This window comes from Actinomyces naeslundii (assembly GCF_001956585.1).
GTDB classification, from domain to species: domain Bacteria; phylum Actinomycetota; class Actinomycetes; order Actinomycetales; family Actinomycetaceae; genus Actinomyces; species Actinomyces naeslundii.
In genome coordinates, this window is record NZ_MSRR01000010.1 from 83,214 (window position 1) to 99,505 (window position 16,292).

The following is a 16,292-nucleotide window of genomic DNA, read 5'->3' on the forward strand; positions in this document are numbered from 1 at the left end:
GCTTCATTCACTAGGATGTTCACGTGATCTTCAAGGCAGTGCGAGAGAGGCCCCCCTACCCCGACCACGGGGTCACCACTCAGCGCGAGTGGGCCGTCATCGCTCCCCGACAGATCCGCCTCGCCGATCTCACCACGACCCGCGCGACTCTCGACCTGCGCAGCCTCCTGGATGACGATTCCACCTTCTACGGCGACCTGTTCGCCCACGTCGTCTCCTTCAAGGGAGACCTGTACCTGGAGACCGGACTGCACCGGGCGCTACGCGCCGCGCTCCAGGGACGCACGGCGATCCACGCCCGCATCCTGGAAGTCACCGAGGACGGGGTCCCCAGGCTCGCACCTGCACCGCCGAGCGCCTGATACTCAACGGCGACATCCACCCAGGACCTCGAGAAACCGCGACCTCGGCGCGGTCCCATGTCACATCGAGCCCACCACCGCCCGGTGAGCGCCATCGTCCATTACCCTGGTTCGCGTGAGTAGTCCCGCAGATCCGCGCACCGAGTACCGGCGGCACATGCAGCACCGTCAGGCCACCGTCATCGGCTCCATCCTGGCGGTCATGGTCCTCGCGGTCACCGTGAGCCTCCTGGTGTCGTTGGGCATCCTGCCCTCCTACAACCCGGGCTTCTCGCAGCCCAAGAGCACCGCCACCTACGTACCGCAGCCATGCCCGCCGAGCGGAGCCAAGACCGTCGACGTCACGACTCTCACGATCAACGTCTACAACGGCTCGGAGACGGTGGGCCTGGCGACGGAGGTTCAGCAGGGCCTGGAGGAAGCAGGCCTGAAGGTGGCCTCGGCCAGCGACTGGCCCGGGGGCATCTACAACGGCGAGGTCCAGATCCTCTCATCCAAGAGCAGTCTCACCAACGCCTATTCCCTGGCACAGGTCTTCCCCAACTCGACGGTGCAGATCGACTCGAGCCTCGCCGACGACGACTCCACGGTCTCAGTGGTCCTGGGCAAGGAGTACCTGCAGAACGCGCTGAAGTCCGACGAGATCAAGCTGCTCGGCGCCGACAAGCCCATCACCGCCCCCAGCGACTGCGTCCCGGCCGACAAGGCCGCCACGAAGAAGTCCAGCTGAGCCGGGACGCCGCCGGGGGCTGGTGACCGTCAGTCTGTGACCTCGCCCTTCGTCTCACGGTCGCCGTCGGGGCCCGACGGCGTCGAGGCCGCCCCCGGGGAGGCGGCCGACGGGGAGTGGGCGGCGCGGCTGGAGTAGGCCGGGCCCTCCAGCTCGGTGCCGGCGGGGGCTGAGGCCGGGGAGGCCTGCTCCAGGTTGGTGCCGCGCAGCTTCGAGACCCAGCGCATGACGTGGTAGATGCCGATGGCAGCCACCGAACCGAGCGCAATGCCTTCGAAGGTCATGCCGTTCCAGGCCAGGGTGTAGTTGGCGATGGCCACCACCATGGACACGGCCGCCGTGTTGAGGTTGACGGGGTCGGAGAAGTCAACCCGGTTCTGCACCCAGATGCGCACGCCCAGCATGCCGATCATTCCGTAGAGGACCGTCGCGGCACCGCCCAGGACGCCTGCCGGGATGGTGGCGATGACCTCCCCGAACTTCGGCAGCAGGGACAGGCCCAGGGCGGTCAGCGCCGCCACCACGTAGGCGGCGGTGGAGTAGACACGAGTGGCCGCCATGACGCCGATGTTCTCCGCATAGGTGGTGGTGCCCGAGCCACCACCGGCACCGGCGAGCATGGTGGACAGCCCATCGGCGAACAGGGCGCGCCCGGTGACGTCGTCGAGGTCCTCGCCGGTCATCGCCGAGACCGACTTGACGTGCCCGATGTTCTCCGCGACCAGGACGAGCACCACGGGGATGAACAGGCCCAGGTAGCTCACGTCGAAGGCCGGAGGGTGGAAGTGCGGCAGGCCCAGGACCGGGGCGTCGATGACCTTGGAGAACTCAACCTCACCGCGCACCACGGCGGTGACGTAGCCGATGAGCACGCCGATGAGAATCGCCAGGCGCCCGATGATGCCCTTGAACATGACGGTGATGAGCAGGATCGAGACGATCGTGACGACCGCCGTCACAGGAGCCTGCTTGACGTTGTTCCAGGCCGAGGGCGCCAGGTTGAAGCCGATGAGAGAGACGATCGCTCCGGTGACGATCGGGGGCATGAGGCGATCGATCCAGCCGGCCCCGGCCAGATGGACGACGACGCCCACGAGCAGTAGGGACAGGCCCGCCGCGATAATCCCGCCCTGGGCCAGGGACGCCTTGTGGGCGTCGATGGGGCCTCCGCCGTCGGCCATGTAGCCGGTCACCGCTCCGATGGGGGCGATGAGCGCGAAGGAGGAGCCCAGGTAGCTGGGCAGGCGCCCGGAGGTGATGCCCAGGAACAGCAGGGTTCCCACTCCGGTGAAGAACAGCGTGGTCGCCGGGTCGAAGCCCGTCAGCAACGGCACCAGGAAGGTGGCGCCGAACATGGCGACGACGTGCTGGACACCGATGCCGATCGTGCGCGGCCAGGTGAGTCGCTCACCGGGGGCGACGACCTCGCCCGGGGCGATGGACCGGCCGTCGCCGTGAAGGCGCCAGCCGCGAGAAGGAGAAGAGGACACGAGTGGTCTCCTGCCTGAGCAATGGGGAAATGACTGTGTCCCGTGAGAAGCTCCACTCGCGGGAGACCCGCGGGACGCTCGGCAGGTTCCGGCAGAGCCTGCCGGGACTTCAGCATAGCCCCCGGCGGGGACCGTGCCGATCGGGCGCTCCGAGGCGAGGCACAGCCTGCAGCCCCATCCGCCTCCTTCGCCGGGACGATGCCGCATCCGGCGTCGGCGGGCATGATGGAGTCATGAGCACCGCCCGGCCCGCACCTCCAGCACAGAGCGCACCGACCTTCTCCCCGGGCTCGGATCAGTACGTCAACGGCCTCCCGTCAGGATTCGTCTTCCCGGGCACCGAGCATCTCAACCCTGCGGAGATCTTCTCCGGCCCCGGATACACGGCGCCCCGTCCCCGTACGGACTCGGGGGCCACAGCCTCCCTGACTTGCGGGCTGCTGGGCTTCATCCCCCTCGTCGGCGTCGCCGGGATCATCCTGGGCATCGCTGCGCTACGGCGCCTGCGCCACAGCTACGACTCCGGCGAGGGCATGGCCTGGCTGGGGCTCATCCTCGGAACCGGCTTCACCCTCTTCTGGCTCTTCATCGTGCTCGTGCTGTTCGTGATCTAGGAGTCCCGCTCCTCCGGCCGGTCCCCTACAGTGGTCCCGTGAAGCCTTTCATCATGGTGACGACGCGCCCCGAGCACGAGGCGGCGCAGGACGAGTACGAGTCCTTCCTGACCCAGAGCGAGCTGTCGCGCGGCAACCTGCAGCACATCGCCCTGGAGGAGGTCGACTTCCTCGCCTCCTTCACCGCGGCCGATGTCTCCGGTGTGCTGATCGGAGCCAGCCCCTACAACGCGGACACGCCGACGGCGGAGAAGACCCGTAGCCAGCAGCATGTCGAGGAGCAGATCCGTGAGCTGCTCGCGGTGGTCCTCAAGGAGGGGATCCCGCTCCTGGCCACCGGCGTCGCGCTACAGGTCCTGGCCGCCTACCTCGGGACCGGAACCCACGAGGAGTTCGGCGAGGAGCTGGGCGCCGTCGACCTGTTCCTGACGGCGGAAGGTCGCGAGGACCCGGTGCTTGCGGGACTCCCGCAGGCCGTCACCGTGTTCGCCGGTCACTACGAGGGCGTCGGAGAGGTGCCCGCACACGCGACTCTGCTGGCCAGCTCCCCCGACTGCCCCGTCCAGATGCTGCGCGTGGGCAGGAACGTCTACGCCTGCCAGTTCAACCCCGAGCTCGACGCCGTCCGTTTCGAGCAGCGCGTCAGCATCTACGACGAGGCCGGATACGGTGACCCGGACATGAGCGAGGACATCCTCACCCAGGCCCGGTCCTCCGAGGCGCACGACGCCGGACAGATCATCCGTAACTTCGTCTCACACTTTGCACGCAACTGAGGTGACCAGGGCTCAGAAGCTGAACCTTGAGACTCGGGCCGAGATCAGGCTCAGGGGTCCTCAACCACGACCATCAGGACCACGCATGACATACCCATCGCCCCATCCCGGGCCGCCACAGGGTCAAGGCGGCTCACCGAACTCACCGAACTCGCCGTACGCCCCGTATTCCGCGCATGCCACGTATGCCGCGTACGGTCAGCAGCCGACGAACGCGCCGTATGCCGGAGCGGCCTACGGGCAGATGCCGACGCCGGCCGGTCAGGCCTCCTACGCACCCCCGGAACAGCTCGCGATCCCGACCCAGTCGGTGCATCAACCACCCCGAGCCGCGGGCATCCCAGGCCAGCCGTACCCACCAGCACAGGCCCCCGCACCACAGTATCCGGCCGGCCCGGCAGCATCACCGCAGTATCAGCCGTACCAGCCGTACCAGCAGGAGTATGAGAGCTCCGGATCCACGTACCTGAGTGGAGCGGTGACGGCACCGGGCTACTCCGCAGGGAGCCAGAGCCCACTACGGGGTCGCCCAGGCACGCAGACAACCTCGTCGCAGACCATTGGTACAGGAAATTACGTGCCGTGGCGCGGCGAGAAGGCCGCGGCGCTCATCATGATGCTCGTTGCCTGCGCCCTCGCGTCCATAATTTACGTCACCTTCCTCCTCAATTTCTGGAGGACTGGCGGATGGATAAATTTCATAGTGACTACGCTCATGTTCATCGTCGCCACACCGATGATCTGGTGGATTTATTTCGGATTACGCCACCTCACCCGCAACCAGCCGGTCTCCGAGATGACAGGACTCGCACTGTGGTTCGGTTATGGAGTACTCAACATGCCCACCGGCGTCCCCAGCAAGGACCCATATGCCGACCTGCAGAACGTCGTCATCGTCCTCCTGTTCGTCGTCACCACGGTCGGCGCAATCCTCACCATACGTCTCAACCAGCGTCTGCGGAACGCACGGCCATGGACCGTCACCCTAGCCCTAGGTGCCTGTCAGTTCGTGCTTCTCAACAGCGCTCTACGCTTCGCAAGCTTCGGCATATCGGCTTTCACAGCATTGTCCAACGGACGAAGCGTCAGCCAGTACACGACTAACGCATGGTTCACATGGTCGAGCTCAGGGGGGATCGGGATACCCCTGGCACCTGGATTGTTCATTCTTACCACAATCACTTCTCTGGCCGCCGTGGGACTTTTTCTAGGAGCACGGTCACCATACAGCAAGGCTTTCCGAATCACCTCCGTCACCACGGCTTGTCTCCTGGCTCTATACAATCTCGTCGTCGTCATTGCCTACGGATTACCTACGAGTGGTGAGTACGCATATAGCCCCTCCGACACCGGAATGGAGGTGATGGTGATCATCATCCATGGCGCCGTTCTTATCGGGGCAGCACTGGCAGCAGGACGTCATGCCCGAGTCGCCCCACCCACCGGGAGCGGCACGTACGGTTCTGGCGCCGCCAACGTGCCGAGCGCTCAGGGCATGCAGAGCCGCTTCCGGCAGTACGGCCGACCGAGCCAGTCGCCTCTGAGAAGTGAGTACTGAGGCCGTCCAGGAGCCGCGAGGCCGGCACTCAGGTTCATCTCGCTCGTCGACACCGACCATCAGGTCGGTCACAATGCAACTATGTCTCAGCCGTTCCCACCACCTCAGGCCAGCCACGCCCCGCCGGCATCAGGCGCCCCCCAGGGGAGTCCTGAGCAGCCGTACGCTCCACCGCCCGGTCACCCGACACCGGCGCTCTCCCCGTATGCCGTCTTCACGCATGGGTCGCCACCCCAGGCCGCCCCGCCGGCCGACTACCCCTACCTGCAGCACCGGGGGCAGACCTCCATTCCGACCCAGCCGGTAGCTCCTCACCTCTCCAGCACTGGACAGCCCGCCAGTGGGCTCGTCGCCGGCGGGAAGAGCCCCGGGCCCTATCAGACGGTTCCGGCAGCAGGCTTTCCCAGGCCGGTTCCCGCGCCCTCACCAGCCAGCATCACCGCTTCCCCACAGCCCTTCACGCAGCCACAGCTCGCCGTATCTCCAGCACCCGCCGCTACCCGCACGGCCGCCCCCTCCGCATCCGTGCCCTGGAGGCGCGACCGAGTCATCGCTCTGATCGCGACGCTGCTCGCTTGCGTGACCCAGTTCGTGTGGACCCTGATCGACGCCTTCAAGCATCCGTCCTTCCATACCAATGAGGGGCTCACGAGGCGGTTCTTCATCGACTTGGCCTTCTACATCTTCCACACTCCGGGAGCCTGGTGGTTGATTCTTGTTCTCCTGCCACTGATAGCCATATGCAGGAATCAACCCACCGCAGTGCCAGCGGCAGCATCACTGCAACTGTTCCTGATAGACGTCCTGATATTCAATAACAGCCCTATCAGTAACCCCCTTCCCATCCTCTGCCTTCTGGTGATGGTCGGCGCAGCCATCTCCACGGCATATATGAATCAGCGCGCTCAGTCCCCGTGGCGGTGGCCAGTCACCCTGGGACTGTCAGTCAATCTGTTCATACTCGTGAGCATGCTTCATCGTCTTGCGAAGCCTGTCTTGTACTCAATGAACAGCTATGACGTACAAGGCGCCACAGTAGGACTGTGGATGGTCCCATCCCCCTCGAACGAGTACCCCGGAACTCCATACATCCCCGGAGCTCTCCTGACGATCATCACCGCCATTATTGCTGCAGCTGCCCTATATTTCGGGTACCGTCCGTCGCGACTGTCCGCATTCGCAAAGCTTTGCGGAATCGCCCCGATGATCGTCACCCTGCACAATATCTACACCCTCTCCGCCTTCGGGCTCTCCGGCGCTTCCGTCATCTCCGCACTCGGTTTCACTGTCATTGGTGAGGGGAGCCACCCTCACGCGGCTTTCCGCGCATGGGTGGCGTCGATCCTTCTGGGTCTCATCGCCATCGGCGTGACGGTGCTGCTGAATCGCCGCTTGTCGACCAGGAGCCCCATCCAGATGGGCCAGGTCATGCCGTCGGTGACGACCACACAACAGCCTCTGTATCCGAGTTACCACACCTACACGCGGTAGATCACTTCTACCCACATCGCGCATGAGAGTGCGTGCCATTTCTCAGACTTGAGGAATGTTGTTTCCTATAAGTCAACAGATGGATTCTATGTGGGGTGGCCAGTTCAGTTCTGGCGTGGTTTCTTGCCGCTGGTGGTCAGGGGCTGCACCTCAGCAACCGGCAGGTCCACCGTGCTCGTCGTCAACCCCGGCAGGGTCCCGCTGACAGCATCAGACCCCGAATACGTCACGCTTTAGGCCACCGGTACCGTCAACGGTATCGAACCACCGGGGTGCGCACTGGACCGGCTGAAGGAGATCGTGCACGGACTCGACCCTTGCGCCATCCCAGAGTGCCACACCATCCCAAACCCCTGACACGACGCCCTCCCATCAGGAGCCGACAGCTGCCACCCCGACGGCGACGCCGTCGCCGTCGTCGGGCCAGCCGTCGCCGTAGCCGTCACAGTCCTAGGAATGCTAGCGGTCGCCCACACCCACGCATCCATCCCCACCAGAGTCGTCCCCCGATCACCGACCTTCGGATTCGTCTCAACCGTCGGCGTCAGCAGCTTGATCGCGTTCCACGCAGCCTGCGCCAGAGTCGCCCCGTCTACCAGGGGGTCGGCAGTCACCGCATCAGCACTGGCGGCCCCACTCGCGCCAGCCGACGCCCCACCCGAGGCCACCGACGATGCCGTCGACCTGCTGCCAGCACTGGCACTGTTCACCGGAGGAATGGTGCCACCACCCTTCGCCCCTTTGTTCGAACACCCAGCCAGAGCCAACGAGCCAGCCAGCAACCCACTCCCAGGGCGCTTGCGACACGACGGAGACCAGACAGACAGGACAGGGAACGAGCCATCAGGAGGCACCCCCACAATCACGCCGTGAACAATCCCCCGGCACACCAAGAGCCCCTCCGACTCACGGGAAGAAAAATCCCCCTGCCCGAGAAACGCCATGCACTCCAAACAACTTTCTACGTGGGGTATGACGTACTACCCTGGACAGGAGACGCAGCCAGCTCAGAGACCCTCAAGGCGACACGTCCCACAAACCACTCGAGAAACTCTCTCGGGTCCTCAACCGAATCACGACTGACCGTACTCCGTATCGACAGCAGCACACCCAGCCCCCTTCCATCCGGAAACTCCCAAAGGGCCGCGTACGCACCCTGGTCCTCGTAGTAGGACACTCCTTCACCCTCCAACTCTTGGACGGAAAATGATCTGACCTTCGAGTTGCCGGAACTCTGTGATACCTCTTGTTCCAAAGAACTGGAGCCGTCGTGGCTTGCCTTGCCGTAGCGCACGGAGAGAAAATCGAAATCGCTCTGGACAGCACGATCGTAGTCTATAGTGCATAACAACGATGGATAAGTATCGTGAGGGGCGTGGCTGAGCTCAAACCGCTCTACCTGCGCTCCGGCGTGCTCCTCAAACTCGCCAGCAGGAAGCAGGTTGCAGATCTCCACGTTGCTGGGGACCTTGCCGTCTAGTGCCCCAGCAGTTGATGCCGAACCGTGGGCACTCGACCGGGTACCACCGGCGTGGCAGGCTGCAAGACCCGAGAAGACTGCGGCTGCTACCAGACCAACGGCGACATCTTGACGCAGCCTTCGAGGCAATCGAATCAACGTACTTCTCATTCTCTCGCCTCTCCTTTTAACCTTACGCATGCTGCTCTCCCATTTCCTTGCCCTCTGTCTTACCGCTCCCATAGGTATCATATTCCATAGACCCCAGGTTGGGGTCGACCGGCAACGGCGTCTTAGACGAGCCACCCGCAGCATACCGATAGGGAGCATCCCCATCCTGCACAGCCTTGGTCCATCTCCTGACTTCTTTGTAGTGACTAGGACTGGTCTTCGAAAGGTCGATACTATAGTAACCTTGGTCATCGACGACGATCCAAGGATCGTGTATCTGCAGCGGAGTTCTCGCTATTGCCGGTGTTTCGAGGATCGAGATCTGTCACTATCCTGAAGTCATCCTGGCTGAGAAAATTGTTTTGCGCCGCTTTCTCAACCGCGTGCACCCACAGGGAATCACTGGCCTCAGCTGCAGGTGCAGCCGTTACATTCCTGACCTGCTCGGCATCACCTGAAGGGGTCACGATGATTGGCGTCAAGTATGTTCCAGCCGCGGACACGGCCGTACTGGCAACTGCACCGCCAGCCGGTCCACCAACCGCCCCGGCCCCGGCCCCGGCCAATAGTACCGCCGTCGTGACATTTGCGATGGCGTTGAGGCTCTCCTTGCCCTGTTCCACTGACTTGTCATGTGACAGTTTTGTTATTGCGATCAACAAGATCCGCTAACTCCCTCAATTTTTCGTGCTTTTTCGTTTCACTCTCCAATATACTTATGAATATCATCCAGCCAAGGACCTCCCGAATAACAACCCCATTTTACACCAACTGACACAGAATACAGTAGGGACTGAAAGCTCATATGCTGAAACGAGCTATAGTGACGTTTTCACTCTTTTACCGGATGCCTTGATATTTGTGTTCATGTCCATCCTGTGGTGGTGATCAGAACTACCCTGCCATTGGGGACGGGGCCCCGACGGATCGGGGGAGTCGGGCGGAGAGGCGGGTGCCGTCGTTGGCGCTGCGGGGTGGGGCCAGGACCAGCCCGGTTCGGGTCTTGCGGGCGGTGGCGACCACGCCACGGTACACGCCTCCGATCTCATCGATGCCGCAGGTCGCCACAACACCCCCGGGATGATCACGGCAGGCCTTGACATGCGCCCCAATGGTCGGATTGATCTTGTGGTCGTTTGTCAGTGTATCGAAGTCATCGACCACAATGACTGTGTTCTCCAGATCCTCCGTAAGCAGCTCGCTCAGGTCACTGAGCTCAGCATCCACACCCAGCACGCCCAACACATTCGGGTTCTGTGCAAACTCAGCCAAGGGTGACCTGCGGAGCAGCACCAGCACAACCCTCTGCCCATTACCCAGCAACCTGTTGGTGGCGAAGTGCAGAGCCGTCGACCACTCGGAACGGCGCGGCACGGTCATCAGGAACGCGTTACCAATATCCTCCAATGACACCGGCAACAGACGCAGATCACCCCCATCCACAGCAAAAGCAATGTCATTGCTCTTCAGCTTAGACTTCAGATTGATTGAGGGCCGCCTCCGCACTGATCGCTACAGGCAGCTCATCCACATGCCCCGGACGCTGAGCACGATCAATGACGCCACACCAGGCCTCGGCCTGCTCTGCCGCCCGGTGAACCGCCGCCACCTGCGCCATCCCCGCAGAACCATCGGTCTGCATCACCAACTGAACCTCACGAGGATGCTCCTCCGAACGGAAAATCCACCCCTGCGGCATCGACGAATAGCAACCTTTGGAGCGGTACGGTGAACCAATCAGTAAGGCGGACACCGGTATGGCCGGCATGATTAAGACTGACGTCGTAGGTCTCAAGACTCTCTACGACACCTTCAAGGATAATGTTCAGCGTGCCGATGACATTCAGAAGCCGACCGACTCCGCCCTTGATAACGCCGTCTGGGAGAGTACCAACGCCACCGCTTTCCGTGAAACCTGGGCTCTCTTCAAGCCGCAGCGACATCACACACCACCCGACACGAGGGAAGAACTTCCACACATCTCCCTAATATGTGAGTGGAGTCACTCGTTCGTCCTCATCCACTCCTCGCCCGGCTCCGAACTCCTGGTGACGGCACACCCCTGCGGTGCGCCACTACCCACCTGGCCACGTCGCCAGCCCATGTCATCAAGGAGTTCTCCATGCGTACTCGCAAGATCGTATCCGCCGCCCTGCTCGTTGCCGCCCTCGCCACCGGAACCGCCGCCTGCGGCTCCACGGATGCCAACAAGGACAAGATGGAGCAGACCTCCACCCCGAGCGGCACCATGAGTGACGGCAAGATGTCCGACGGAAAGATGAGCGACGACAAGACCGAGGACGGCAAGATGTCCGACGGAAAGATGAGCGACGACAAGACCGAGGACGGGAAGATGTCCGACGGGAAGATGTCGGATGACAAGATGTCCGACAGCCCCACCTCCGGCTCCATGAGCGACGGCAAGTAGGCCCCGCGTCTGCGGCCACAACGGACTCCGGCCCACGCTCATGGAACGAGCGCGGGCCGGAGTCCGTCTGATACCCGCCCCCACGAGGACGGCGATCAGGACAGGTCGGCGTACTCCTGGGGCACGTCGGCAACGGCCTGGGCGACGGGGGTGTCGCCGTCGTAGAAGGGGATGACCTTGCCGATGCTGGCCGGCTCTGCGAGCACGGCGGCGATGACACGAGCCACGTTGCCGCGGGACGTCGGCGCCTTCGAGGACGGGGTGCCCTTGAGAACGCGGGCCACGGTGATGGCTCCGGTGGGCTCCTCCAGGGTCAGCAGGCCCGGCCCCAGGATCGTCCAGTCCAGGTCGGTGGTCTGCAGATGGCGGTCGGCCGCGATCTTGGCGATGGCGTAGGCGCGCAACGGGTGGTCCACGGACACCTCCCCGTAGGCGGTGAGGAAGGAGACCATGACGTAGCGCCTGACCCCGGCTACGGCTGCGGCCTCCATGGAACGGATGGCGGCGGCGCGGTCGACGGCGTCGGTGCGCTCCGGGCCCCCCTTGCCGCCAGCCCCGGCGGACCAGACGATCGCGTCGGCGCCAGCAAAGGCCCGGGCGAGCTCGGCGACGTCAGCCTCCTCGACGGACAGGACCAGTGGGGTGGCGCCGACGGCGACGACGTCGTCGGCCTGATCAGGGTTGCGGATGAGGGAGACGACCTCGTGGCCGGCCTCCACGAGCAGCGGTGCGGCCAGCAGCGCGACCTTGCCGTGGCCTCCGATCATGACGATGCGGGACATGTGCGACGCCCTTTCTGAAGAGTTCCTGGACCTTCGGGGCCGATCAGACGGTTCGGCCCGGGTGCGCCCCAGCATTCACCCCGCCCGCACCGCACGCACCTCCTCCCGCGCTGGGCGAACTGGGACATAGTGCCGACGGCGCGTCCGTCAGTCGCGGCCCGGACCGCTCTCCTGGAGTAGGCGTCCAGGGATGGCAGTCCGGGCCCGTTCATGTCCCCCGACCTCGTCAGGCCGGCGATCCCTGAACCCGCTCATGCTCAAGAGTCTTGATATCGGACTCCAGCGCCACGATGAGTCCCTTGAGTAGCCCCAGAGCCTCGTCGCTGCGGACCTGGCAGATGCGCCGAGTCGCCACCTTCGTGATCGACAGCAGGCCGGCCTGCTCCAGCAGCTTGACGTGGTGTGAGACGGCGGTGCGCGACAGTGGTGAGGTCTGGGAGATCTCCCCCACCGTCTGCGGGCCGTGCTGGAGGAGATGGACGACGATCTGCTGGCGCGTGGGGTCCTTGAGCGCCTCGAACATGGGGATGCAGTCATTGAGAATGTCGATACTGCACCGGCCCACCGGCTGCTCGCTCTGGTCGCTCATGGGGCGAACCGCCTCAGGTCCCTGCCACCCCTGCGTCCTCGTCGTCGTGCCTCCATCAGCCACGCCGAGCCACCCGCCGAGGCATGAGTGCCCCAAGGCGGTGGCGGCGCACCGTGAAGGCCAGCGCCGCAAGCCCGCTGCCCTGGGCGGAGGCGTAGCCACCCTGGGCGAGGCGGTGCATCTGCATCTCGTACCAGCCGATGACCAGGACGCCGCCAAGCGCCTCATCAAGCGCCTTAACGCGCGTGGAGATGCGGGGCAACTCGATCCGACGTCGGCCCGCACCATCAAGAATGCGTTGCGGCAGGTCGGGAATCAGGGCCAGGGGCCGCCCGATCCCCACGAGGTCGGTCAGCCCCTCGGAGACGGCCTCCTCCATGTCCGCCGCCGAGCGGAAGCCTCCGGTCAGCGCCACCGGCATGGAGACGAGCTCCTTGAGACGGCGGGCGTAGTCGGCGAAGTAGACACCACGACGGCGGTCCTCGGCACTGCTGTCGGTCTCCTCGAAGACCGGCTTGCGGTAGGTGCCCCCGGAGACCTCGAGGGCGTCCACCCCGAGCTCGGACAGGCGAACCGCGACGCGCAGCGATTCCTCCTGGCTCATGCCACCGGAGTCGCCGTCGGAGGAGTTGAGCTTGACGGCAATGGGGAAGTCCGGCCCCAGGGTCTCGCGCATGCCCTGGTAGATCTCGATAAGGAAGCGCATGCGCCCCTCCAAGGAGCCGCCGTACTCATCAGTACGGTGATTGTCCGCCGGGGAGAGGAACTGGCTGATGAGGTAGCCGTGGGCGGCATGGATCTCGACGCCGGTGAAGCCCGCCTTCTTGGCGACGCGGGCAGTGGCGACGAAGCGACGCACGATGTCACCGATCTCCTCGCGACTGAGCTCGCGAGGCGGCTCGAAGAACTGACTGTATCCCCCAGCATTCGGGATCTCGCTGGGAGCGACCGGGTGACGGTTGACCGAGCGCGGCGACTGCCTGCCGGGGTGGTTGATCTGCATCCACAGCTGGGTGCCGTGAGCGGTTCCCGCCTGCGCCCAGCGCCGTAGCATCTCCAGGTGGGTCTCGTCCTCGATCGCGATGTTGCCGGGCTCCCCCAGGTGACGGGAGTCGACCACGACATTGCCGGTCACCAGGACCCCGGCGCCGCCGGCGGCCCAGCGCCCGTAGAGGTCCACGATGTCCTGCGAGGGCCCCAGCTCAGGCGTGGCGAGAGCCTCGTGCATGGGCGCCTTGAAGAAGCGGTTCTTCACGGTGACCCCGCAGGGCAGGGTGAGCGGCTCTGCGAGGACTGAGCTTGTGGAGGGCATCGGCAACCTTTCGTCGAAGCGTCCAAGCACTTTGACCTTTTGACGCCGGCGAGAGTACCACGCCCTCCAGCACCCGTCAGTCGCGGGCGTGGACGGCCACGAAGTTGGCCAGGAGCTTCCAGGAGTCGGAGACGTCGTCGAGGCGCACGCGGGCCTGGAGCTCGGCGAGCTCGTCGTCGGCGAAGTAGCCGTGACCGGAGTAGAAGCCGAGCCGGTGGGCGAGGTAGTCACCGTCGAGCTCGGGATGGAACTGGGTGGCGTAGAGGTTGTTCTTGATGCGGAACATCTGCACGGGGCAGGCCTGGCCGGTCCCCAGGACGACGGCGTGGGGCGGCAGCTCGGTGACCGCCTCCTTGTGGGCGACGAAGGCCTGGAAGACCTTCGGGACACCTGCGCAGATCGGGTCGGCCAGGCCGGCCTCGGTGAGGGTGACGTCGGGGGCGGTGACGGCCTCGCCGTAGGTGGTGTCGACAACCGCGCCCTGGTGGCAGGCGAGCGTGCCGACGCCGTAGCAGGCGCCGAAGAAGGGGAAGTCGGCCTCGACGACGCGATCGAGCAACGTGGAGAGCTCGCCCTCGACCCGATTCTGGGTGTCCGACTTCTTCTTCGGCGGGGTTGAGGCGTTGAAGGGAGAGCCACCCACGAGGATGCCGGACCAGTCGTCCAGGTCGATCTGCGGCAGGGGCCGGGACTCCAGGCGCAGCCGGACGAGCGTGGACTCGTTCAGGCCGGTGCGCTTGAGGAATGCCTCGTACTCGGCGTCAGCGGGCTCGTCGTCGCTGCGGGTGGCCAGGAAGAGGAAGGGTTTCACGGGATGACCTTAGCGGGGGCCGGCAGACGGGTCAGCATCCTTTCTCACGCCGTTCTCAGAATCACGTTCAGTTACCGGCCTGCAGGCTTCTGAGAACCTCCTCGACGGCCGCCAGGGCGACACCGGAGGCCTGCCGTAAGGAGAGCTGCGCCTGTCCAAGGTTCCCGCCGGCGGCCGGGGCGTCGAGGTAGGTCAGGGCGGAGACGGACACGCCTCGGGAGGCCAGTGCCATGGCCTCGGCAACGGAGTCGGTGACGGCGACGTCGGCCCCCATGGAGGTCAGGACACGGGACTCGGCCGGGCTCGGACGCAGGGGACCGGGAACGAGCGCGGCGACGGCGCTGCCACTGACCCCCCGCAGGCGCCCCAGACGCTCGGTGAGGTTCGCGTCCCAGCTCGCCGAGACCATGCCGGTGGCCTGGAAGAGCGGACCGCCGGAGAGGTTGAGGTGGTCGGAGACGACGCGCACCTGGCCCGGCGCCGCCCCTCCGGCCACATCACCGGAGCCGCGCAGCGGGGTGGCACGGGTGACGAGCAGGGCGGCACGCAGGCGGGCACCACTGGCGATCCGGGCCAGCGCCGTCGTGCTGCGGACGGACTCGCCCTCGTACAGGCTGGTGCGGCCACGGGCCACGAGGACACCGAGACCGCCGCGCTCGTAGGACATCAGGGCGTCCTCCTGGCCGGGGGCGCTCGGGGCGTGGACGCCGGGCAGGAAGGACAGGCGCACGCGGGCTGATGGACGGCCCCAGACCTGGTCGAGGTCGCGCAGGAAGGCCGGTTCGGCGATGACGAGGAGGTCGTGACGGGCGCGCCCCGTGGCCAGGAGGATGGAGGCGCCGTCGGGGTCCTCGTCCCAGGTTCCTAGCGGGACGGACTGCTGGGCCATGGGTTCTCCTCGGGTGCGCCCGGGGCGGGCGGAAGGGTGGGGACGATGACCGGAGCGGGGCTCCGGTCAGGGTGGAGCGAAGTCTACGCGATCTACATCGTGCGGTTGAAGTAGATGTTCCCTCCGATGAAGCTGATCAGCTGGAGCCACAGGACGACGGCAAGGGCCGGCATCATCGGCCCTCCGAAGGCCCCCACGGCGCCAACGACAACATTGCCGAAGAACCCGACGACACCGGCGAGGGCCCAGGCCCGTTGCGAGGCGGCCCTGTCCCGTTCGTCCTCCCGCTTCTCGAGCTCCCGGACGAAGAAGGTGTCGTATCCGAACCTCTTGGCAACAAGCAGGGCGACAAGCGCCAGCATTACGGCCGTTCCCCCGCTGGCGGCACCGTAGAGGAAACCGTTGCGCATCGGGATCGCCAAGGCAGCCACCCATAGGAGGACCACGATGACGGTGCCGGACGTCATGCCTGCGGCGGCGATCTGCCGTGGCCTGGCGGCCTTCAGGCCCTTCCGAGCCTTCGGCGTCGAACCGGAGGAGGACGAGCCTGCCGCTGAAGCGGAGGAAGGGGTGGGCGCGGGATCTGACTCAGACATGGAAGATTTCCTCAACGGTGGTCTCGAAGTAGCGGGCGATGGCGATGGCCAGGGGAAGGGAGGGGTCGTACCTGCCCTTCTCGATGGAGTTGACACTTTGCCTGGAGACGCCCAGGGCGGCTCCGAGCTGGGCCTGGGTGAGGCCGCGCGCCTCACGCAGGCTGCGCACGTCGTTATCCACGCCCCTCACCGCCCAGAGCACGGTGATACGACCGAGATGCATAGGTGACCTCC

Annotated in this window: 20 protein-coding genes; 7 read left to right on the top strand and 13 right to left on the bottom strand. The window is 65.0% G+C overall.

The window, feature by feature from the left end; genetic code table 11:
- Positions 1 to 23 precede the first annotated feature (23 nt).
- Together BKH33_RS05945 and BKH33_RS05950 are read left to right on the top strand one after the other, a co-directional pair.
- Positions 24 to 362 (top strand): hypothetical protein, encoded by a 339-nt coding sequence (locus tag BKH33_RS05945; protein WP_003785276.1) that lies wholly within the window; start codon positions 24 to 26, stop codon positions 360 to 362.
- 157 nt (positions 363 to 519) lie between these two features.
- A complete protein-coding gene (locus tag BKH33_RS05950) occupies positions 520 to 1,092 on the top strand; it encodes a LytR C-terminal domain-containing protein (protein WP_003785237.1) in 573 nt (190 codons plus the stop codon).
- A gap of 29 nt (positions 1,093 to 1,121) precedes the next feature.
- On the opposite strand, the gene BKH33_RS05955 is transcribed toward BKH33_RS05950, so the two are convergent.
- Entirely contained in the window at positions 1,122 to 2,582 is a 1,461-nt protein-coding gene (locus BKH33_RS05955; RefSeq protein WP_003785235.1) for a uracil-xanthine permease family protein, read from the bottom strand.
- 233 nt (positions 2,583 to 2,815) lie between these two features.
- Between BKH33_RS05955 and BKH33_RS05960 the strand changes: the two genes are divergently transcribed.
- From BKH33_RS05960 to BKH33_RS05975, 4 genes are all read left to right on the top strand, one after another.
- Positions 2,816 to 3,196 carry a DUF4190 domain-containing protein gene (locus BKH33_RS05960; RefSeq protein WP_003785283.1) on the top strand — a complete coding sequence of 127 codons (381 nt, stop codon included), beginning with the start codon at positions 2,816 to 2,818 and terminating at the stop codon, positions 3,194 to 3,196.
- 38 nt (positions 3,197 to 3,234) lie between these two features.
- On the top strand, positions 3,235 to 3,972 hold the full coding sequence (locus BKH33_RS05965) for a glutamine amidotransferase-related protein (RefSeq protein ID WP_003785256.1): 738 nt from the start codon (positions 3,235 to 3,237) through the stop codon (positions 3,970 to 3,972).
- A gap of 577 nt (positions 3,973 to 4,549) precedes the next feature.
- Complete coding sequence (locus BKH33_RS05970; RefSeq protein WP_003785261.1) at positions 4,550 to 5,530, top strand: hypothetical protein; 981 nt, start codon at positions 4,550 to 4,552, stop codon at positions 5,528 to 5,530.
- 579 nt (positions 5,531 to 6,109) lie between these two features.
- Positions 6,110 to 7,021 (top strand): hypothetical protein, encoded by a 912-nt coding sequence (locus tag BKH33_RS05975; RefSeq protein ID WP_157784469.1) that lies wholly within the window; start codon positions 6,110 to 6,112, stop codon positions 7,019 to 7,021.
- A 961-nt stretch (positions 7,022 to 7,982) separates the two neighbouring features.
- Here the strand turns inward: BKH33_RS05975 and BKH33_RS05985 are convergent.
- The 5 genes from BKH33_RS05985 to BKH33_RS13860 all read right to left on the bottom strand — a co-directional run bounded on the left by BKH33_RS05985 (position 7,983) and on the right by BKH33_RS13860 (position 10,630).
- Positions 7,983 to 8,681 (bottom strand): hypothetical protein, encoded by a 699-nt coding sequence (locus BKH33_RS05985; RefSeq protein ID WP_143228433.1) that lies wholly within the window; start codon positions 8,679 to 8,681, stop codon positions 7,983 to 7,985.
- 218 nt (positions 8,682 to 8,899) lie between these two features.
- A complete protein-coding gene (locus tag BKH33_RS13580) occupies positions 8,900 to 9,274 on the bottom strand; it encodes a hypothetical protein (RefSeq protein ID WP_003785260.1) in 375 nt (124 codons plus the stop codon).
- Between the two features lie 271 nt (positions 9,275 to 9,545).
- Entirely contained in the window at positions 9,546 to 10,031 is a 486-nt protein-coding gene (locus BKH33_RS14090) for a hypothetical protein (protein WP_235714978.1), read from the bottom strand.
- A 91-nt stretch (positions 10,032 to 10,122) separates the two neighbouring features.
- Positions 10,123 to 10,296, bottom strand: coding sequence for a hypothetical protein (locus tag BKH33_RS14095; protein WP_003785281.1), 174 nt, complete (start codon positions 10,294 to 10,296; stop codon positions 10,123 to 10,125).
- Positions 10,297 to 10,306: 10 nt separating this feature from the next.
- The gene (locus BKH33_RS13860; RefSeq protein WP_162136594.1) at positions 10,307 to 10,630 is read right to left on the bottom strand and encodes a hypothetical protein; all 324 of its coding nucleotides are present in this window, start codon (positions 10,628 to 10,630) and stop codon (positions 10,307 to 10,309) included.
- A 143-nt stretch (positions 10,631 to 10,773) separates the two neighbouring features.
- Here BKH33_RS13860 and BKH33_RS05995 point away from each other — a divergent pair, with 143 nt between their 5' ends.
- Positions 10,774 to 11,079 (top strand): hypothetical protein, encoded by a 306-nt coding sequence (locus tag BKH33_RS05995; RefSeq protein WP_003785279.1) that lies wholly within the window; start codon positions 10,774 to 10,776, stop codon positions 11,077 to 11,079.
- A 95-nt stretch (positions 11,080 to 11,174) separates the two neighbouring features.
- Here the strand turns inward: BKH33_RS05995 and BKH33_RS06000 are convergent, their stop codons facing one another.
- The 7 genes from BKH33_RS06000 to BKH33_RS06030 all read right to left on the bottom strand — a co-directional run bounded on the left by BKH33_RS06000 (position 11,175) and on the right by BKH33_RS06030 (position 16,281).
- Positions 11,175 to 11,861, bottom strand: a complete 687-nt coding sequence (locus BKH33_RS06000; RefSeq protein WP_003785242.1) for an SDR family oxidoreductase — start codon at positions 11,859 to 11,861, stop codon at positions 11,175 to 11,177.
- A 226-nt stretch (positions 11,862 to 12,087) separates the two neighbouring features.
- Positions 12,088 to 12,450, bottom strand: coding sequence for an ArsR/SmtB family transcription factor (locus tag BKH33_RS06005; RefSeq protein WP_003785265.1), 363 nt, complete (start codon positions 12,448 to 12,450; stop codon positions 12,088 to 12,090).
- 55 nt (positions 12,451 to 12,505) lie between these two features.
- On the bottom strand, positions 12,506 to 13,762 hold the full coding sequence (locus BKH33_RS06010) for an NADH:flavin oxidoreductase/NADH oxidase family protein (protein WP_003785270.1): 1,257 nt from the start codon (positions 13,760 to 13,762) through the stop codon (positions 12,506 to 12,508).
- 76 nt (positions 13,763 to 13,838) lie between these two features.
- A complete protein-coding gene (locus tag BKH33_RS06015) occupies positions 13,839 to 14,573 on the bottom strand; it encodes a glutamine amidotransferase (RefSeq protein WP_003785275.1) in 735 nt (244 codons plus the stop codon).
- A 67-nt stretch (positions 14,574 to 14,640) separates the two neighbouring features.
- Positions 14,641 to 15,462, bottom strand: a complete 822-nt coding sequence (locus tag BKH33_RS06020; protein WP_003785247.1) for a nucleoside phosphorylase-I family protein — start codon at positions 15,460 to 15,462, stop codon at positions 14,641 to 14,643.
- Between the two features lie 92 nt (positions 15,463 to 15,554).
- Positions 15,555 to 16,058, bottom strand: a complete 504-nt coding sequence (locus BKH33_RS06025) for a hypothetical protein (protein ID WP_003785241.1) — start codon at positions 16,056 to 16,058, stop codon at positions 15,555 to 15,557.
- Positions 16,051 to 16,281, bottom strand: a complete 231-nt coding sequence (locus BKH33_RS06030; RefSeq protein WP_003785258.1) for a helix-turn-helix transcriptional regulator — start codon at positions 16,279 to 16,281, stop codon at positions 16,051 to 16,053. Before BKH33_RS06030 ends, BKH33_RS06025 begins: the two co-directional genes overlap by 8 nt.
- Positions 16,282 to 16,292 lie beyond the last annotated feature (11 nt).

Coding starts and splice junctions, on each gene's coding strand:
- BKH33_RS05950 (WP_003785237.1), top strand. CDS start 520: ATGCAGCACCGTCAGGCCACCGTCATCGGCTCCATCCTGGCGGTCATG.
- BKH33_RS14090 (WP_235714978.1), bottom strand. CDS start 10,031: ATGACCGTGCCGCGCCGTTCCGAGTGGTCGACGGCTCTGCACTTCGCC.
- BKH33_RS06010 (WP_003785270.1), bottom strand. CDS start 13,762: ATGCCCTCCACAAGCTCAGTCCTCGCAGAGCCGCTCACCCTGCCCTGC.
- BKH33_RS05960 (WP_003785283.1), top strand. CDS start 2,816: ATGAGCACCGCCCGGCCCGCACCTCCAGCACAGAGCGCACCGACCTTC.
- BKH33_RS06000 (WP_003785242.1), bottom strand. CDS start 11,861: ATGTCCCGCATCGTCATGATCGGAGGCCACGGCAAGGTCGCGCTGCTG.
- BKH33_RS05995 (WP_003785279.1), top strand. CDS start 10,774: ATGCGTACTCGCAAGATCGTATCCGCCGCCCTGCTCGTTGCCGCCCTC.
- BKH33_RS06030 (WP_003785258.1), bottom strand. CDS start 16,281: ATGCATCTCGGTCGTATCACCGTGCTCTGGGCGGTGAGGGGCGTGGAT.
- BKH33_RS05985 (WP_143228433.1), bottom strand. CDS start 8,681: ATGCGTAAGGTTAAAAGGAGAGGCGAGAGAATGAGAAGTACGTTGATT.
- BKH33_RS06025 (WP_003785241.1), bottom strand. CDS start 16,058: ATGTCTGAGTCAGATCCCGCGCCCACCCCTTCCTCCGCTTCAGCGGCA.
- BKH33_RS06005 (WP_003785265.1), bottom strand. CDS start 12,450: ATGAGCGACCAGAGCGAGCAGCCGGTGGGCCGGTGCAGTATCGACATT.
- BKH33_RS06020 (WP_003785247.1), bottom strand. CDS start 15,462: ATGGCCCAGCAGTCCGTCCCGCTAGGAACCTGGGACGAGGACCCCGAC.